Genomic DNA, 18403 nt, shown 5'->3' on the forward strand with positions numbered 1-18403 from the left:
CACGTCTACGTTTCTGTGCGGGTCATGAGGCGCCTCCTGCAAACCATTTCCGAATGTGCGGTAACAAGGTGACTATCCGCCCTTGGTCGCAGCCGTCCCGACCTGCTGTGCGTAAGTCGCCACTGACATTACTCTGAGCGAGAAACTGCGTGTTTTGCGGCGTCCACTTGCAAACGGATAGCAGAGCCAATATGAAAAGCCTAACGAATACTTCGGGAGACGTGAATTTCAGTACCCACAGGCAACCGCGATGCGTCGGGATGGTGGTAACTCGCGGTCGCTGGTATCCTCTCGCCATAACGCGACGGGGGACCTAATGCTACATTCGCTTACCATCGACAATTTTAAGGCGTTCAGTTCGCGGCAGACGGCGCATCTTGCACCTATCACGCTGATATATGGGCCGAATTCCGGTGGAAAAAGCTCCATAATTCAGTCGCTATTGCTGCAAAAGCAATCGATGGAATCGAAAATCAACACTGGGATTAAGAAGAAATTTTTAATTCCAAATGGTGCGCATGTAGATTTGGGGCAATCAAAGTCGATGCACCACGGGCATAATTTGGATAAGCCGATATCGTTTGGGATGCAAATCTCCGATCCGGCTTTTTCCGCTTCATTCAACACGCCAGCACAAGATGGCGATGTTCTTTCGGTCTATGCATCGTTCAAAGATTTTGGTGTTCTCGGAAAGAGGCCGCTTCCAGAATTAGTTAAAGTTCAGCTAGGCATAATGAGCCTATATGGTCGAGACTTCAACATTGGACTTCAGCGTGAGGCTCAGAAAAGCCCTCCTCTACTGTCTGACGAAGAAGAGCTGATCAGTGGAAGTCAAATATTCAGGGAGAATTTCTTCCGGTTCCGGCGACATGACGAAGTAGAGCAGCTTTTGCAGTTTTGCGAGGACCGCGTCGCGCGCCCCGAGCGATATCGCAGTGAATTGTCGCGCCAAGACGCGCTCTGGCTTCTGGAGCAGGGGCGGGTTTCCTTTCGGCCAATGCTTAGCGTGGCGAATAGTACATTTCTTCCCAGTCAAATCCGGGGGCCGGAAAGCCGTAATGTCCGTGGTCCGGATGAATATGCGACTGCAAGCAGAGTACTTTTCACAATTGTGCGCGCATACGAACGAGCTCTAGGCGCTGTCTCATATTTAGGGCCTCTGCGATCCCGGCCAAAACGAGTCTATGAGTATTCCCGCCAATTTACCAATAGCGTTGGCGTTAGTGGTGAATATGCAATCGATGCTTTGGGCGAAAAAATCGACTCGGAGGGGGTTGAGGTGGTCTCCGATCGAGTCAATCGATGGCTTGAGGACTTTGAAATTCCGTATCTGCTCAAAGTTGACGAGGTTGGTGATGAGGTGCTTGGCGACATCGCAAAACTCATGCTGGTTGATAAGAGAACGGGCGTTACGGTGGCCGCAACTGACGTTGGGTTCGGAATTGGACAAATCCTGCCGATTATAATCGAAGGTATTTTGGCTGACCAAAAGCCTAGCAGAGTCACGCCGCCGCGGGTAATCTGCGTTGAACAGCCAGAGCTGCATTTGCATCCAAGATTGCAAGCTCATATTGGTGATTTTTTTATTGAAACTCATCGCCAGAATGGTTGCCAATGGATCGCCGAGACGCACAGTGAATCCATTTTGCTGAGAATCCAGAGGAGAATCAGAGAGGGATTGATTAATAGCTCGGATGTATCGGTCGTTTTCGTAAATCCAACGGGGCGTGCAGGTTCCGAGATTATGCAGCTTCGGATGAGTAAGTCTGGTGATTTTATTGATGAATGGCCAGGTGGGTTCTTCGAGGAAGGATTTCGGGAAATGTTCGGGTAAGAGGATCTATGCTTGTAAAATTCGCAGTGGACCCCGCGGCGTTGGACACAAGAAATATCGAGCACTCGTTGGCGGTGGCGCTCCACCGACGCGTGATTGAATCGTGGCGCGAAGTCGGAATATTTGTTCATGCCGGAGCGCGTCTGAAAGAGTCCCCCTTTCTTGAACACGTTGATAAGCTGCCTGTAGCGTTGAAGTCCCTATGGATTAATGCCCTTAAAGCTAACAAGCGGGTCGCGTGTCCGATCGACTGGGACGGTGACTTCGGTAACACACCCGATTCCCAGTTAGATGTTCTTGCCCGTATCGATCTCGCGTTGTTGGAGTCCGCAAAAGTAACATGCTACACAGATATTGATGACGGCGAACACGGTGTCTGCGTGCCCGCACTTGGCAACGTTGAACTATGTCGTTTTCACTCGGTTGAACAGTCGATTCGATTGAATCAAGCTCGCACGACTCAAAACACATCACTGCTCAAGAACTCCAACAATGCGGACGAGTGGGGTAAACGTTACTCAGCGTGGCTTCGGATCTGTGACAACGTGGTTGTCGTCGATCGCTACGGAGTACAAGACTACCTAAGAAGCTTTCACAATGGAGAGAAACCAGGACTCACGAGAATGCTTGACACTGTTTATGCGCGAGGCAAGGAAGCACCTGCAAATGTCACCCTTTTTGTGGGCGATCCCAAGGTTACTGGCGACATATCCACGTTTATTGCAGAACTGCGCAAATTTTGCGGCGATGGGATACGCGAAATTGCGCTTTTTTTGGTGGACGATCGTGTCTTCCGTGAGCACGGCCACCATCGGTACATGAGATGTGACTATGCAGTGTTCGGTATCGATAGGGGCATTGGGGCGTTTTCGGGAATACTGGCTCAGGCGAATTGCGTGCTCTGGCGAAGAGACCGTGCAACCGATTCAGTCTTCGAAAAAACGGAGACGGCACTCCGCCTCAATGGTAGCAAGTATCAGCTTTGATTAGGCCAATTGCAGTTCAACAGCGTTACTCCGTTTTGCGTTCTGGGGCGCATATGCGACTAGTGTCTTTCGGCTGCGTTTTAGAATTGATGTAGCGCTCGAGGTCAGCATAAAGAGCGGCGGCAATGACGGGCCGCCGTCTGGGAGCGTCTGGTCGGCACATGCGCAGCAAGGCGGTGATGCGTCCTCCCGGGGCGATATCAACCTCTTATCTTCGGGAGGCTTTAGTTTGATTGCAGATAATTAATTAAAATGGTAGAAGTAAAACCGGATTTGCATTTTAGCGATAGTGAGGCTGCTATAATGAGTGGCGCTTCAACAATTTAACGTGTTATTTCTACTGATTATTGTTTGTTCTGGATTTAGACTTCAACGAAAAGAGATGGGGATCGCGCTCTGCAACAGCGATCCAGCCATCGAACAACTACCCAAGACCAAACAGCAATTCGTCTCAGAAATGTTGGACACCGCGCTAGCCCAGGCACGGAAGTAGAAGGAGCCTCAAAGCAGTAAACGAAGCGCGGGCCATGAGTGTTACCAGCACTCACGGCCCGCTAACCAAAACCAACTCACACTAGGAGTTGACCATGGCTGACGCCAATCTTAATGCATCGCGCGCTCATCCCGAGCGCCGAGTAACCATCCAGCAGTCCTGGCGATACCGCAGCCTTAGCTCGCGGACAAGAACTGACCCACCGCTTTACCCATGGCTCAAGCTAGCCGGCAGATGGCTCGAACTCGCGGGCTTTGAAGCAGGCCAGCGCGTGCGAATCACGGTGGAGGACAAAAGGCTTGTGATCACGCCAGACTGATCCGCACGACGGACCAAAGCTCGCACCACACGAAGAAGGCCACGAACCCACAAGGTTCGTGGCCTTCATGCCTTCAGCAGTCACGCCAAAAAGCTTTTTTGAAAGACTGGATCCAAAAATCCACCCGTAGTACCCTGCCTCCTAACAGCAACCGAAAGCGACGTCCTCCCGCACCGCACAAAAATGCCTGCAATCAGCGTCCGCATCACAACCAGCGTAGGCTTAACCGCCGAAGAAGAGGCCTACCGCTTCCTCCTGGAAGCGATCATCGAAGGCCGCTACGCCGCCGGCCAGCGCATCGTCGCCGAGACGGTTGCAGAAGAACTTTCAATGAGCCGCATGCCGGTTCGCGCAGCGCTCAAAAGGCTCCACGCCGAAGGCCTGATAATCCAGCGCCCGAACCGCGGCGCGATAGTCCGAGGCCTGACAGTAGAGGAAGTCCAGGACATCTTCGACATGCGCATCGCGCTCGAATGCCTGGCCATGCGGGTAGCAGCCCCCCGCTGCACCGAAGCACACCTAACCAAACTCCAGCGCTTGCTGGAAGACATGGACGCCTGCGTAGGCGACACGGACACCTGGGTCCAGCGTCACTGCGCGTTCCACGAATACCTCTGTGAAATCAGCGGCCGCACGCGTCTCTACCAGCAAATCCACTCGCTCTACACGCTAATCGAAGGCCCCATGCGCCTGTGGATCGAACAAGCCACCTTCAAACGCAAACGCGCGCGCGACGCCCACCAGATCCTCATCGAAGCACTGCGCACACGCGACCCCGCTCAAGCCGAGCAGGCGCTGCGCGAGCACCTCGAATCAACCATTCCCCAGATCATCAAGTTCCTCGAATCGCCCGCGTCGCGAGCATGACGCGTCGGCGTCCTAACTGTCGTCGTATCTCAAGCAGCTCACTCTCAGCCAGGAGCCTCTCGATGTCAGCAAATCAGTTCAAGCGTCTTCGTCTCGCCGCGTGCGCAGGCTTCGCGCTCCTCGCGCAGGTTGCTGGAACCACAGCAGCGCACGCCGCCGATCTGGGCCTTGTGAAAGGCGGCACGCTCACGTACTGTTCGAGCATGGACGCGCCGCCGCTCGCGTCCTACGACGAGAACCAGCAGCCGCGCGGCTTTTCCGTCGACGTGGCGCAAGACGTCGCAAAACAACTCGGCAATCTCAAGGTCGAGTGGAAGGTCATGTCTTTCAGCGGACAGATTCCGGCGCTGCAGGCGAAGCAATGCGATCTCGTGATCGGCCAGCTCTTCGACAAGCCCGAGCGCCGCCAGATCATCGACATCGTCGACTACATGTATTCGAGCCAGTCGATCATGGTGCCGCGCGGCAACCCGCGCCACGTGCGCTCGCTCGACGATCTCTCCGGCATGAAGGTCGCGGTGCTCAACGGCACGACCATCGGCACGCTGCTCGACAAGGAAAACGAGAAGCTAAAAGCCGCTGGCAAGCCGCCTATGAATATCGTTGTCTATAGTTCGGACGCCGATGCATTTCAGGCCTTCCGTCTGAACCAGGTCGATGCCTACGGCACCACCTCGGAAAGCGCGGCGCACTTCCAGCAGGTCTCGGGCGACATGTTCGAGGAGGCGGTGCCGGGCTTCAATCGCATCGCGACCGGCATTGGCGCGCGCAAGGGCGAGCCGCTTTCGCCCGCAGTGGCGAAGGCCGTGGCCGATCTCGTGAAGAGCGATCGCTACAGCAAGATGCTCGCTACCTGGAAGCTCCAAAACGATCGCCTGTGAACGCGGGGTGACGCCATGAATTTCAGTTGGGAAATCTTCCGGAAATTCCTGCTCGACCCGAGCCCGGCGTATCTGCACGGGTTGTGGCTCACGTTCTCGATCAGCGCCTGCGCGATCGTGTTCGGCGCCACGCTCGGGCTGATCGTCGCGCTCATGCGGCTTTCGTCGAGTCTGCCGGTGCAGTATCTCGCGCGCGGCTATATCTGGGTCATGCGCGGCACGCCGTTGCTCATGCAGATCGTGTTCCTCTACACCGCGTTTGCCGCGGCGAACATCTTTCACTTTCACGATCTCGACTTCGGCATCATCTCTCTGCCGGGCAACATTCAGGCCGCCGTGCTCGCGCTCGGCATGAATTCGGCGGCTTATCAGGCGGAGATCATTCGCGCGGGCTTGAGTTCGGTGGACAGAGGCCAGTACGAAGCGTCGCGCTCGCTTGGCATGACTTCGGTGCTGCTCATGCGCCGCGTCGTGCTGCCGCAAGCGTTCCGCATTATCGTGCCGCCGCTCGGCAACGAGTTCAATGTCATGCTGAAAAACACCACGCTCGTGAGCGTGATCGGCGTGCCGGAACTGCTGCTCAGTACGCAGATGATCACCTCGGTGAACTTCCGCGTGTTCGAGCTGTATCTCGTGCTCGGCATTTACTTCCTCGCGCTCACCACGCTGTGGGGTTTCGTGCAGCGTCGGCTCGAAGCGCACTTCGGCCGCGGCGAAGCGAAACCGGCTGCGAATACGCGTCTGTTCGGCGCGCAAACGATGAAACTGCTGCGAGGTCGTTGACATGAACGAAGCACGCGAAATCGTCATCGAGGCGTCGGACATTCACAAGTCGTTCGGCGCGACCAAGGTGCTCAACGGCATTTCGTTGAGCGTCGCGAAGGGGGAGGTGGTGGTGCTGATCGGTTCGTCGGGGTCGGGCAAGACCACGTTCATTCGCTGCCTCAATCTGCTCGAATCGTACGACAGCGGGCGGGTGCGCGTGAACGGCCATTTGCTCGGCTTCGTCGAGCGCCCCAACGGCACGCTGGTGCGCGATTCCGCGCGGCAGCTCGCACGGCAGCGTCGCGATATCGGCATGGTGTTCCAGCGCTTCAATCTGTTTCCGCATATGACGGCGCTGGAGAACGTAATCGAGGCGCCCATTCACGTACTGAAGATGCCGCGCGAAGAAGCGATCAGGCTAGCGAAAGCGCTGATCGCGCGTGTGGGTCTTGCCGATCGCGCCGACCATTATCCGTCGCAGCTTTCCGGCGGCCAGCAACAGCGCATCGCCATCGCTCGCGCGCTCGCCATGCAGCCGAAGGTGCTGCTCTTCGACGAGCCCACCAGTGCGCTCGATCCCGAAACCGTTGGCGAAGTGCTCCAGGTGATGAAGGAGCTTGCGGAAGACGGCATGACGATGGTCGTCGTCACGCACGAAATGGGCTTTGCTCGCGAGGTGGCCGACCGCGTGGTCGTGCTCGATCAGGGCGAACTGATCGAAGAGGGGCCGCCCGAGCGCATCTTCACCGCGCCTTCGCATCCACGCACACAGACGTTCCTGAAGCGCACGTTGCGCACTGCAATGCCCGCGTCCGCATGAGACGTAGCTGCAATGCCGCGTTGGATGGAACAAGACATCATCAGGACACCAAAAGAGGAGAACGCCTCGATGCGTAACTTCGAAACGCCGGGCCGCTCGCTCGTCATGGCTCGCAATGGGATGGCCGCAACCTCGCATCCGGGCGCGACGCTCGCGGCGGTGCAGATTCTCGCCGCTGGCGGCAACGCCATGGATGCCGCGATTGCGGCGTGTGCGGTGCAATGCGTGGTCGAACCGGGTTCGACGGGCGTGGGCGGCGACTGTTTCGCGCTGTATTCGCGCGGCGGCACGGACAACGTAATCGCCTATGACGGCTCCGGCTGGGCCCCCGCCGCAGCCAGCGCGGAGCGCTTGCGCGCAATGGGCGTAGAAACGATTGCGCGACATTCGCCGCACGCCGTCACGGTGCCGGGCGCGGTGGACGCGTGGACCAGGCTCCATCGCGATCATGGGCGCCTGCCGCTGCGCGACGTGCTGGCGCCGGCAATCCGTTTCGCGGAAGAAGGCTACGCCGTTGCGCCGCGCACGGCGCATGACTGGGCCGCAGAGGTGGAAACGCTCTCGCGCGACGCGGTAGCGCGCACCACCATGCTCGTGGATGGCGCCGCGCCGCGCGCCGGCTCGACGCATCGTCAGCCGCGCCTCGCGAACACGCTGCGCGCCATCGCCGAAACGGGCCGCGACGCGTTCTACCGGGGCGCCGTCGCCGCCGATCTCGTCGCGCGGCTTCAGGCGCACGGCGGCTTGCATACGCTGGAAGACTTCGCCGAATTCCGCGGCGAATACGTCACGCCAATTCGCGCGAAATTCCAGGGTTACGACGTGATCGAATGCCCGCCGGCAGGCCAAGGCGTCATCGCGCTGCTGTTGCTCCGTCTGCTCGACAAGTACGACGCCGAAGGCAGCCCGCTGGACCCCGATCGTCTGCATCGCGAGATCGAGGCGGCAAAGCTCGCCTATGCCGTGCGCGACGCCGTGCTCGGCGACCCGCGCCATGGCGCCGTCGATGTCGATCGTCTGCTGTCCGACGAATACGTGGACGAACTGCGCAGCCGCATCGACCTCGAAAGCGTGCTGGACCCGGCGGCGGCGCTCGCTCAGGTCGAGCACCGCGACACGGTGTACATCACCGTGGTGGATCGCGACCGCAATTGCGTAAGCTTCATCAATTCGTTGTTCTATCCATTCGGCAGCGGGCTGATGGGCAAGGAATCCGGCGTGATGCTGCACAACCGCGGCATGAGCTTCTCGGTGGAGCCCGGCCATCCCAACGCCATCGCGCCGCACAAGCGTCCGTTGCACACCATCATTCCGGGGATGGTCGCGCGCGAGGGCCGCGTGCAAATGAGTTTTGGCGTGATGGGCGGCCACTATCAGGCGATGGGCCACGCGCATTTTCTCTCGAAGGTGCTGCACTATGGCCTCGACATGCAGGCCGCGATGGATCTGCCGCGCGTCTTCCCGCGCCCGGGTACGGGAACCGTGGAAACCGAATCGACATTGCCGGCCAATACGCGCGCGGTGCTCGCGGATCGCGGCTTCAAGCTCGTGCCGGCAGCCGGGCCGATTGGCGGCTCGCAGGCTATTCGCATCGATTGGGAGCGGGGCGTGTTGACCGGCGCGTCCGATCATCGTAAGGACGGCTGCGCGCTAGGGTACTGAAGGCGCATGCGCTCGAAATGAAAGGGGCGCGAGCCCCTTTCCGCTACCCCTTGATTTCCGCCTCGACGAGCTTCGCCAGCAACGCCAGCGACTCCTGCCAGCCCAGGTAACACGCTTCGACCGGAATGATCTCCGGTATCGCTTCCTGCACGACGTTCATTTCCGCGCCGAAAAACACCGCGCGCAATTCCACCGTGGTCTGCATGGTGCCGGGCAGGTGCTTGTCGTCGAACACGCCGGTGTAACGCAAACGCTCATTGGGCACGAGTTCCAGATATTCGCCGCCGAACGAATGGCCGTGGCCGGTCGTGAAATTCTTGAACGACATCCGGTAACGGCCGCCGACCTTCGCGTCGAGTTCATGAACCGTGCAGGTGAAACCGTAGGGCGGCAGCCATTTGGCGACCGCGCTCGCGTCGAGAAAAGCGCGATAGATGCGCTCGGGCGGCGCGCGCAGCACACGATGCAAGCGGACGGTGTTCGATGCCATGTCTAAGCTCCCGGGTTGGTGGATCGCCTTGCAATAGTAGGCCACCCGACGGGACGCATCGCCTAAACTTCCCAATACCGAACGCCCGGTCGCGCACCCACGGCCTGGCACAGCCCGCAGCCGCTCACCCGCGGCACCGGAGGTCACCATGAGCGCTCAACCGCTAGCGATGCATCAGGTCGACTACGAAGGCTTCGAGATCCACGTCAGCGCCACGCCAACCGACGAAGGCGCGAACCGCTACACCTACACGGCCTACGTTTGCCACCCCGGCGCGAATCCCGCGAAACCTGGGCACACGGTCGCTTACCACGCGGACGGCGACGAAACGTGGCGCAGCGAGCAGGACGCCACCGAAGAGGCAGTGCATGTGGGCCGCAGCATCATCGAGGGCACGCACCCCGATCTTTCCGTGCTTTCGCTCGTCACCCACGGTTTCTGAGCCCGGAGGGCGCGAGAGAAAGGAGGAAAAAGGCCCGGACCGCAGTCCGGGCAAAGCCGCCGGTTTTCCGGCGGCGGAGGTTTTCGTGGGCTTGCGGGTTCTTTGAACGCACCGCACGCATTGCACGCGCGGCGCAGAAATGAACAGCGGGCCCGCTCTCTCTCAATCAGGAGAGCGGGCCCGCCAGGCGTTGCTTGCGTAGCGCGCCCGCGCCACGCGTGAGCCGCAGTTACTGGCCGAAGTAAGTCGGCTTGATGTTCGGTGCGCGAGTGCCGGACTGTGCGCTGCCGTTCGTCGATGCGCCGTAGGCCGACGCTTCTGCTGCGCCGTTCTGCTGGGCGACGCGCGCCTGGGCGGCTTGCAGGTCTTCCGGATAGTACGGGCTCGAGAGGTTCGGACGGTAGCCGGCCTTTTCAAGCTGAACCAGTTCGGCGCGAACTTGAGCGCGCGTCACGGGCTGCTGTTCGGCTTGTGCGAACGAGAGCGCCGGAGCGGCGAGAACGGTAGCGGCGAGTGCAGCAGCAATCAGATTCTTCATGGTAACAACCTCCAGAAATTATGTTGTCGATTCGTAACAATCATGTTGTTCGAGTCGTTGATGAGACTTTATTGCAGTGCACTTCAAAGAAAAATACCGCAATACAGCAAACATCATTACTCGAACTGCAATAATTTCCCCATCTGCGGCGGTGCGCTCCAGGCTATATACGGCCCGGTGAGGCAAAATAGGTCGCCAGGCCGCGCGTGGCGACGCTGCATAATTTCAATCGCTTGTTGCGAAACCCATTTCGAAGTTCAAGGAGAAACGCCATGAAGAACTCACTCGGCCGCCAGGCGCTGATCGCCGCCGCGCTCGCGGGTCTTGCAACGGCCGGCCCGGGCGTGGCCCACGCGGACGACACCGTGAATTGCTACGGCGTCGCCAAGGCGGGCCAGAACGATTGTTCGAGCAAGACCGGCGTGCACGACTGCGCGGGCCAGGCCAAAGTCGATCACGACAAGGGCGACTTCAAGACCATGCCGAAGGGCACATGCGAGAAGCTTGGCGGCACGCCGGAAAAATGAGTGTCGCGATTGAGCGGGCTTGCATGACGGATTGCGCAAGATGAACGCGTCAAGCGCATTAAACGGCGTGGGCATCGGCCTGCGTCACGCGCATTACGACGCCTTCATGGCGGGGCCGCCTGCGGTGGACTGGATCGAGGTCCACAGCGAAAACTATTTCGGCGAAGGCGGCTACGATCTGCACGTGCTCGAAACCGTGCGTTGCGACTTGCCGGTGAGCCTGCACGGCGTGGGCCTCGGGCTGGGCTCGGCAGCGCCGCTCGATACGGCGCATCTCGCGAGGCTCGCGCGGCTGGTGGCGCGTATCGAGCCCGCTCTCGTTTCGGAGCATCTATGCTGGGGCGCGAGCGCGCAAGGCGCGCTGCACGATCTGCTGCCCATGCCGCTCACGCAAGCCTCGCTGGACCACTTGAGCGCACGCGTCTCGCAGATGCAGGATGCGCTGGGCCGTACCGTGCTGATCGAAAATGTTTCGACCTACGTACGATTTCGCGGCGATACCTTTACCGAGGCGGAATTCCTCGCGGCGCTCGCGCGGCGCACGGGCTGCGGCGTGCTTCTCGACGTGAATAACCTATACGTGAATCAGTGCAATCACGGTGAAGATGCACTGGCGGCAATGGCCGCGCTGCCGCCGCGGATCGTCGGCGAGATTCATCTGGCGGGGCACCGCGCAACGCCTGCCGCTTTGATCGACGACCACGGTTCGCGCGTCGCGCCGGCGGTCTGGTCGCTATATGAAGCCGCGCTCCAGCGATTCGGCGCGACGCCCACGCTCATCGAATGGGACACGGCGGTGCCGGCGCTCGACGTGCTGATCGACGAGGCGCGTCTGGCGCGCGAACGCCTCGTGAAGCACGCACCACCCGCAAGCGAGCTTCGCCCATGACCGCGCGCGACAAGCTGGAAGCGATGCAGCAAACCTTCGCGGCCGCTTTGAACGATCCCGGTTCGGACGCGGCGCTAGCTGGCGATTTGCTTCCCTCCGACGCCGCGCTATTGCACGAGCGCATGGGCCTTTATCGCGGCAACGTGCGCGCGGCGCGGCGGCATGCGCTCGCGAATGCGTATCCGGTGCTCGCGGCCCTGACCGGCGAGACTTACTTCGATACGCTCGCGCTCGCCTACGCGCACGCGCATCCTTCACGCGACGCGGATCTGAACCGCTTCGGCGCGCAGTTGCCGGAATTCATCGAGCGTTATGAAAACGACGCACGTTACGCGTATTTCGGCGATGTCGCGCGGCTCGAATGGGCGCTGCACACGGCTCATTACGCAGCGGATGCCACGCCGCTCGGCACGCAGCAGTGGCAAGCGCTCGGCGCAGAGCGCCTCGGGCATTCGCGCCTCGCGGTGCATCCCGCCTGCGCCGCGCTCGCTTTGCGCTTCGACGCCGTGGCGATCTGGCGCGCGCATCAGCCGGGTGGCGTGTGGCCCGAGCGCGTAGACGTGCAGTCGTGGGCGCTCGTGGTCCGGCCGCAATGGCGGCCCGCGGCGCTGGTGCATACGCACGCCGCGCACGCCGCGTTCGTCGCGCTGCGCGACGGTGCAACGCTCGACACGGCGCTCGCGCAGGCATTCGACATCGACCCGGATTTCGATTTCGGCGGCCAGTGGCGCGCGTGGATCGAAGCGCATGCAATCGTCGGCGTGCGTGGCGACTAATCGCGCAGCACGACAAGCCGTAAAGAAGAGGAATCCAAACTAACAGGAATGCTGGCTCCGTGGAGTCGCACTTTATTCAGGAGAATAGGGCGCGTAGTCTGATTTGCGGATTTGCCCGCATGGCGACGCTTCCCGCGCTATGCGAGGATGAATGCATACGCGCGGCATGCGCTCCCCGGCCGTTGTACACTCGATTGCATCCCGGCGCGCGCGGCGCCGGGCATCGTCCGCGGCCGGGCGCAGGCAAGCGCCCTGCAACGGGCGCCACTGAAAGGCCAGCCCCCGAAGGCCCGAGATGATGATCCGCCGACCGAACGCCGTGCTTGCTATCGGCATTGCGCTCGCCGCAGTGCTGACGCTGGTCGCCGCGTGGGTCATGGCGCAGATGCGGCACGACGCGCTCGCGAGCGCCCGCGCGTCGGCCTCCAACATGGCGCTGCTTTTCGAGCGCGACACCGCCCGCAATTTCGACGTCTACGACCTTTCTCTGCAAGCCGTCATCGACGCCATCGACGACCCGCGTCTCGCCGCGCTTCCCGCCGACATTCGCCAGAACGTGTTGTTCGACCGCTCGGCCACGGCCAAGAATCTCGGCGCGATCTTCGTGACCAACGCGGCGGGCGACGTGGTGTTCGATTCGCGCTCGGTGCCGCCGCGCGAACTCAACGTGGCCGACCGCGACTACTTCATCGCACAGCGCGATTCGCCACACGCGGGGCTCTTTCTGAGCCACCCGTTCATTCCGCGCGACGGACCGGCCAACGCGACCATCGGCATGAGCCGCCGCCTTTCCAATTCCGACGGCTCGTTCGCGGGCATCGTGGTCGGGACCATGCGGCTCGATTATTTCCGGCAGCTTTTCAGCGGCGTGGACATCGGCGCGAACGGCGCGGTGGCGCTCACGCTCGCCGACGGCACGCTGCTCATGCGGCGCCCGTACGAACCGGAACTGATCGGCAAGAGCGTGGCGGAATCGGCGCTCTTCCAGCATTTCCAGCGCTCGCAGACCAGCGGCTTTTTCTCGTTCGGCCCGGTAGATAGCGTGCGCCGCTGGTTCGCGCTGCGGCGCGTGGAGGGCTATCCGCTCGTGTTCAGCGTCGCCGTCGCGGCGGACGACATCTACCGCGAATGGCGCGTGCGCGCGTGGGTCATCGGCACGCTCACGGCCGTGCTCGACGTCTCCCTGATCGCGCTCGCGGTGATGTTCACTCGCCAGTTGCGCCAGCGCGGCGCGGTGGAAGCGGAGTTGCGCGTGCAGGCGGGCACCGACGCGCTCACGTCGCTCGCGAACCGGCGCGCCTTCGAAACCCGCGTCGAACAGGAGTGGGCGCGCGCGCGCCGCTCGGGCAGCCCGCTCGCGCTCGTGCTGCTCGATGTGGACCGCTTCAAGCCCTACAACGATCGCTACGGCCACCTGGCGGGCGACGATGCGCTCGCGGCCGTCGCGCACGCGCTCGGCGCGCATGCACGCCGCGTGGCGGACTGCGCTGCGCGCTACGGCGGCGAGGAGTTCGTGTTGCTGCTGCCCGAAACGAGCGAGGCCCAGGCGCTCGCGCTGGCGGAGAAAGTGCGCGCGGCGATCGAGGCGCTGGCGCTGCCGCACGCCGATAGCCCGAACGGCGTGCTAACGGTGAGCGTGGGCGTGGCCTGCACGACCCAAAGCGCCTTTGCCGACTGGCGTGCGCTGACCGACGCCGCCGACGCGGCGCTCTACATGGCCAAGCGCTCCGGGCGAAATCGCGTAGCGGCGTGGCTGCCCGCCACGACGGACGATGCGCGCGGCGCGGACATAGAAGACCGCACCGGCTGACCGCTCAATTTTTACCCGGGTGATATTGCGCGATACAATTTACCCGGGTAATATTCGCCCATCATCGGATATCGAGAAGGAGAAACCATGAGGGCGGAGAACGGCTGCACGGCATTCGCGGGCACACGCCTGATCGCGCGGGGCGCGCCGCTTCAGGTGGCGCTGGCGGTCAAGGCGCAACTCGAGCGCGAAGGCAACGAAAACGGCGCGACGGTGCTGGTCTTCGACGACCGCGACGCGCGCCCGGTGGAATTCGACCTGCGCGGTACGGAAAAGGACGTCGAAGCGCGCATTGGCGTGCAGGCGGGCGGTGAGGAAGCATCAGTAACGCAGACCGTTTTCGGCGAAGTCGCGCAGGAAGACGCTCCGCGCGGCCGCGGCCGCCCGAAGCTCGGCGTGGTCGCTCGCGAGGTCACGCTGCTGCCGCGGCATTGGGATTGGCTCGGCGCGCAGCCAGGCGGGGCCTCAGTGGTGCTGCGCCGGCTCGTGGATTCCGCGCGCCACGCTAGCGAGGCGCGCGAACGGGTGCGAGCAGCCCAGGAAGCCGCGCATCGCTTCATGACCGCGCTGGCGGGCAATCTGCCGGACTACGAGGAGGCGCTGCGCGCGCTTTACGCGGGCGAGCGAAACCGCTTCGAGGCGGCGAATGCATGCTGGCCGGAAGACGTGCGCGACTACGCGCGGGAATTGGCGGAACCTGCGTTCGCCTGAGTGCGCGCAACAACGACAGCGCGCAAAAAAAAACCGCTCAAGCGGGGGGCAAGAGCGGAGAAGTCGGAGAGTTTACAACTTACAACCTCTGCATGGACCGTTATAGAGTCACGCAGCAAGAGGAAGTCTAGTTCCGCTATCCCGCCCCGAATATAGGATGAGTCTGAAACTCCGTTCGGCATCGGCTTAATAGCGGGTCCGGGCGGCTGCCGGGAGGGTTTCGGACGCCCTATATCCGGCTTGCCACGCGGATTGCGGCTCCGTACACTCCCGCCTGACCTGCATCAAGGCCGGCCGTCGCATCGACGCGTGCGCGCCACAAACAAAACCAGAACCAAGACCGCAAATCACGCCGATAAAAGGCACAAGAGGCACAAGAGGAACCCATGTCCGACTCCTACTTCCCCCGCTGGCGCGCGCAGACGGGCGACACCCGCAGCGTCGTGGCCCCCGACGAGCGCCTCCCCTGGCCGCAGATGTTCGCGATGGGCGTGCAGCACGTCGTCGCCATGTTCGGCTCCACCGTGCTCGCGCCGCTCCTCATGGGCTTCGATCCGAACCTGTGCATCTTCATGTCGGGCGTGGGCACGTTGCTGTTCTTCGTGGTGGTGGGCGGCCGCGTGCCGAGCTACCTCGGTTCGAGCTTCGCGTTCATCGGCCTCGTTATCGCCGTGACCGGCTACGGCGGGCAGGGACACAATCCCAATATTCCCGTGGCGCTCGGCGGCATCATCGCGTGCGGCGTGGCGTATACGCTGATCGGCCTGCTCGTCTCGGCGGTCGGCACCAAATGGATCGAAACGCTCATGCCGCCCGTCGTGACCGGCGCCATCGTGTGCGTGATCGGCCTGAATCTCGCGCCCATCGCCGTGAAGGGCGTGAGCGGCTCGATTTTCGACTCGTGGATGGCCATCGTCACCGTGCTCTGCGTGGGCGGCGTGGCCGTGTTCACGCGCGGCATGCTGCAGCGCTTGCTGATTCTCGTCGGCCTGTTGATCGCCTATGTGATCTACGCGATCGTCACGAACGGCATGGGCCTCGGCAAGCCCATCGACTTCTCGATCGTGTCGAACGCCGCCTGGTTCGGCATGCCGAAGTTCACCGCGCCCGTGTTCGATCCGCACGCCATGACGCTGCTCGTGCCGATCGCCGTGATTCTCGTGGCCGAAAACCTCGGCCACATCAAGGCCGTTTCCGCGATGACGGGCTACAACCTCGACCGCTACGTGGGCCGCGCGTTCATCGGCGACGGCCTCGCCACGATCGTTTCCGGTTTCGCGGGCGGCACGGGTGTCACGACCTACGCGGAAAACATCGGCGTGATGGCCGTGACGAAGATCTACTCCACGCTCGTGTTCGTGATTGCCGCGGTCATCGCGCTCGTGCTCGGCTTCTCGCCGAAGTTCGGCGCGGTCATTCAGACGATTCCCGGCCCGGTGCTCGGCGGCGTCTCGATCGTCGTGTTCGGTCTTATCGCCGTGACGGGCGCGCGCATCTGGGTCGTCAACAAGGTGGACTTCTCGGACAACCGCAATCTCATCGTCGCCGCGGTCACGCTCGTGCTGGGCGCGGGCGACTTCTCGCTCAAGCTCGGCGGTTTTGGCCTGGGCGGCATCGGCACCGCCACGTTCGGCGCCATCATTCTCTACGCTCTGCTGCGCCGCAAGCCGGCGCAGGAAGCGGCGGTTTAAGCCTCTCGCTGTAATACGCGGCGCCGTTTCCGGCGCCGCGCTTTCCCTTCTCCGTGCCAGCGCGCGCTCAGTTGCGATTCAGTTGCGATTCAGTTGCGGTTGCGCCCGCGCGTCGTCATCGCCGTTTCGGAGAGGTCGACTTCGCGCATCAGCTTCGCCAGCGTTTCGTCGTTGATCTGCATCTGGTTGCGCAGCGCGACCAGCGTCGCGCGCTCGGCGCGCATGCCCGCGAGCCGCATCTCCAGTTCGAGCGCTTCGGCGTGGCGCGCGTGGGCGCTGCGGTCGCGGTCGGCGTCGAGCGAGGCGAGGCGGCGGCGGTAGGTGTCCATCACGCGCGCCGTGGTGTCGGCGGCGTAGGCGGCTTCCGATTCGTCGAGATCCTCGCTCACCTTTTCGTGCACCGCATCCACGGCGCGGATTCCCGCCTGCGCCGCCTGGATGCGCGCCCGGCGCTCCTCGGCCGCGTGCGGTCCCTGCGCGCCGCGCCGCACGCCGCGCAGCAGCAGCGGCAGACCGACGATCGCCACCAGCAGCGAGGCGAGGATCACGCCGGTCGCGATGAAAATGGCGCTGTCGCGCCCCGGCAGCGGGCTGCCGTTGGCGAGCGCCACGGGCAGCGAGAGCACGCCCGCGAGCGTCACCGCGCCGCGCACCCCCGCCACGGTGGTAATCGCCACGGTGCGCAGGCCGGGCACCGCGTTCGCCACGCCGTGACGCGCCGCGCCGCGGCTTGCCACCCAGCGCAGCAGCCACACCCAGCCAAAGCGCATGGCGTAGAGCGCCACGAGCACGGCGGCGATATAGCCGAGTAGTCGCAGCATCTGCACGTTGCTCGTGTGATGCGCGTCGAGCAGCGCCTTGCCGAGGATGCCCGGGAACTGCAGGCCGAGCAGCGTGAACACCATGCCGTTGAAGACGAACTCGATCATCGACCAGGTGCTCGTCGCCCGCACGCGCGTCGAAACTGGTCCTTTGTGCGCGACGCTCGTGTAGTTCATCGTCATGCCCGCGGAAACGGCGGCGAGCACGCCGGACACTTCGAGATGCTCGGCGAACAGATACGCCGCGAACGGAATCAGCAAGGTGAGCACGACGCCGGGCGCGGGGTCGCCTTCTTCGGTCACGTTGAGAAAGCGCTCCGAAACGAAGCTGAAGAGCCAGCCGATCGCCGCGCCCAGCGCGAGTCCGCCTGCCGCGATCAGCACGAAGCTCAGCGCCGCCTCGCGCAGCGAAAAATAGCCGGTGAGCGCGGCCGCCACGGCGAACTTGAGCGCGACGAGGCCGGACGCGTCGTTCATCAGCGCTTCGCCTTCGAGGATGTGCATGAGTTGCGCGGGAATGCGGTCCTTGCCGGCGATGCCCGAGAGCGCCACGGCGTCGGTGGGCGAGAGCACGGCGGCGAGCGCGAAGGCGACGGGCAGCGAAATTTGCGGCACGAGCCAGTGGACGAAGTAGCCCACGGTCACGACCGTCAGCAGCACGAGGCCGAGCGCGAGCATGAGGATCGCGCGGCGCTGCATGAAGAACTCGCGCTTGGGCATGCGCCAGCCGTCCGCGAACAGCAGCGGCGGAATGAACAACGCCATGAAGATGTCGGGATCGAACGTAACGTGCGGGTTCACGAGCGGAAACGTGAGCAGCGCGCCAATGCCGATCTGCACGAGCGGCAACGGCAGCTTCAGGGGCACGGTGCGCGTGACCACGCCGGACACGGCGACGGCAAGCAGCAGAATGAGAACGGTGAAGAGGATGTCCATCGAACAAGCGTAGCGGGGGCGAAACGGAAGCGCGCTGAGGCGGCGGCGGACGCCGCTTGTCAGGCGCGGTGCGGCACGGCGTTCTGGCGCGCTTTAGTGAGGGGCGCACCGGTCGCGGGACAGTTTAGCCCGACGCGTGCGTAAG

The 18403-nt window shown here is 62.5% G+C and carries 18 protein-coding genes; 15 read left to right on the plus strand and 3 right to left on the minus strand.

The window, feature by feature from the left end:
* Positions 1 to 316: 316 nt before the first annotated feature.
* From U5768_RS18370 to ggt, 8 genes are all read left to right on the plus strand, one after another.
* Positions 317 to 1834 (plus strand): AAA family ATPase, encoded by a 1518-nt coding sequence (locus U5768_RS18370; protein WP_322031824.1) that lies wholly within the window; start codon positions 317 to 319, stop codon positions 1832 to 1834.
* An 8-nt stretch (positions 1835 to 1842) separates the two neighbouring features.
* On the plus strand, positions 1843 to 2820 hold the full coding sequence (locus U5768_RS18375; RefSeq protein WP_322031825.1) for a hypothetical protein: 978 nt from the start codon (positions 1843 to 1845) through the stop codon (positions 2818 to 2820).
* A gap of 587 nt (positions 2821 to 3407) precedes the next feature.
* Positions 3408 to 3632: a SymE family type I addiction module toxin gene (locus tag U5768_RS18380; protein ID WP_322031826.1), complete on the plus strand. Its 225-nt coding sequence runs from the start codon at positions 3408 to 3410 to the stop codon at positions 3630 to 3632.
* Positions 3633 to 3815: 183 nt separating this feature from the next.
* The gene (locus U5768_RS18385; RefSeq protein ID WP_322031827.1) at positions 3816 to 4499 is read left to right on the plus strand and encodes a GntR family transcriptional regulator; all 684 of its coding nucleotides are present in this window, start codon (positions 3816 to 3818) and stop codon (positions 4497 to 4499) included.
* Positions 4500 to 4561: 62 nt separating this feature from the next.
* Positions 4562 to 5380 carry an ABC transporter substrate-binding protein gene (locus tag U5768_RS18390; protein WP_322031828.1) on the plus strand — a complete coding sequence of 273 codons (819 nt, stop codon included), beginning with the start codon at positions 4562 to 4564 and terminating at the stop codon, positions 5378 to 5380.
* A 15-nt stretch (positions 5381 to 5395) separates the two neighbouring features.
* Positions 5396 to 6163: an amino acid ABC transporter permease gene (locus U5768_RS18395; RefSeq protein ID WP_321907456.1), complete on the plus strand. Its 768-nt coding sequence runs from the start codon at positions 5396 to 5398 to the stop codon at positions 6161 to 6163.
* A 1-nt stretch (position 6164) separates the two neighbouring features.
* Positions 6165 to 6965 (plus strand): amino acid ABC transporter ATP-binding protein, encoded by an 801-nt coding sequence (locus U5768_RS18400; RefSeq protein WP_322031829.1) that lies wholly within the window; start codon positions 6165 to 6167, stop codon positions 6963 to 6965.
* A 69-nt stretch (positions 6966 to 7034) separates the two neighbouring features.
* Positions 7035 to 8627, plus strand: a complete 1593-nt coding sequence (ggt, locus tag U5768_RS18405) for a gamma-glutamyltransferase (RefSeq protein ID WP_322031830.1) — start codon at positions 7035 to 7037, stop codon at positions 8625 to 8627.
* Positions 8628 to 8670: 43 nt separating this feature from the next.
* Here ggt and U5768_RS18410 read toward each other — a convergent pair whose 3' ends face one another.
* Positions 8671 to 9117, minus strand: coding sequence for an SRPBCC family protein (locus tag U5768_RS18410; RefSeq protein WP_322031831.1), 447 nt, complete (start codon positions 9115 to 9117; stop codon positions 8671 to 8673).
* Positions 9118 to 9265: 148 nt separating this feature from the next.
* On the opposite strand from U5768_RS18410, the gene U5768_RS18415 reads away from it, so the two are divergent.
* Positions 9266 to 9559: a hypothetical protein gene (locus tag U5768_RS18415; protein WP_322031832.1), complete on the plus strand. Its 294-nt coding sequence runs from the start codon at positions 9266 to 9268 to the stop codon at positions 9557 to 9559.
* 229 nt (positions 9560 to 9788) lie between these two features.
* Here the strand turns inward: U5768_RS18415 and U5768_RS18420 are convergent, their stop codons facing one another.
* The gene (locus tag U5768_RS18420; protein WP_322031833.1) at positions 9789 to 10097 is read right to left on the minus strand and encodes a DUF4148 domain-containing protein; all 309 of its coding nucleotides are present in this window, start codon (positions 10095 to 10097) and stop codon (positions 9789 to 9791) included.
* 272 nt (positions 10098 to 10369) lie between these two features.
* On the opposite strand from U5768_RS18420, the gene U5768_RS18425 reads away from it, so the two are divergent.
* From U5768_RS18425 to U5768_RS18450, 6 genes are all read left to right on the plus strand, one after another.
* Positions 10370 to 10624, plus strand: coding sequence for a DUF2282 domain-containing protein (locus tag U5768_RS18425; RefSeq protein ID WP_322031834.1), 255 nt, complete (start codon positions 10370 to 10372; stop codon positions 10622 to 10624).
* 40 nt (positions 10625 to 10664) lie between these two features.
* On the plus strand, positions 10665 to 11513 hold the full coding sequence (locus U5768_RS18430; protein WP_322031835.1) for a DUF692 domain-containing protein: 849 nt from the start codon (positions 10665 to 10667) through the stop codon (positions 11511 to 11513).
* Complete coding sequence (locus U5768_RS18435) at positions 11510 to 12289, plus strand: DNA-binding domain-containing protein (protein WP_322031836.1); 780 nt, start codon at positions 11510 to 11512, stop codon at positions 12287 to 12289. The genes U5768_RS18430 and U5768_RS18435 overlap by 4 nt, the downstream gene beginning before the upstream one ends.
* Before the next feature lie 295 nt (positions 12290 to 12584).
* Positions 12585 to 14099: a sensor domain-containing diguanylate cyclase gene (locus U5768_RS18440; protein ID WP_322031837.1), complete on the plus strand. Its 1515-nt coding sequence runs from the start codon at positions 12585 to 12587 to the stop codon at positions 14097 to 14099.
* A gap of 87 nt (positions 14100 to 14186) precedes the next feature.
* Positions 14187 to 14810, plus strand: a complete 624-nt coding sequence (locus tag U5768_RS18445) for a DUF2239 family protein (protein WP_322031838.1) — start codon at positions 14187 to 14189, stop codon at positions 14808 to 14810.
* A gap of 386 nt (positions 14811 to 15196) precedes the next feature.
* The gene (locus U5768_RS18450) at positions 15197 to 16501 is read left to right on the plus strand and encodes a solute carrier family 23 protein (protein WP_322031839.1); all 1305 of its coding nucleotides are present in this window, start codon (positions 15197 to 15199) and stop codon (positions 16499 to 16501) included.
* An 89-nt stretch (positions 16502 to 16590) separates the two neighbouring features.
* Here the strand turns inward: U5768_RS18450 and U5768_RS18455 are convergent, their stop codons facing one another.
* On the minus strand, positions 16591 to 18258 hold the full coding sequence (locus U5768_RS18455; protein WP_322031840.1) for a Na+/H+ antiporter: 1668 nt from the start codon (positions 18256 to 18258) through the stop codon (positions 16591 to 16593).
* Positions 18259 to 18403: the final 145 nt, after the last annotated feature.

The sequence above is a fragment of the Paraburkholderia sp. J76 genome (assembly GCF_905220295.1).
Classification (GTDB): domain Bacteria; phylum Pseudomonadota; class Gammaproteobacteria; order Burkholderiales; family Burkholderiaceae; genus Paraburkholderia.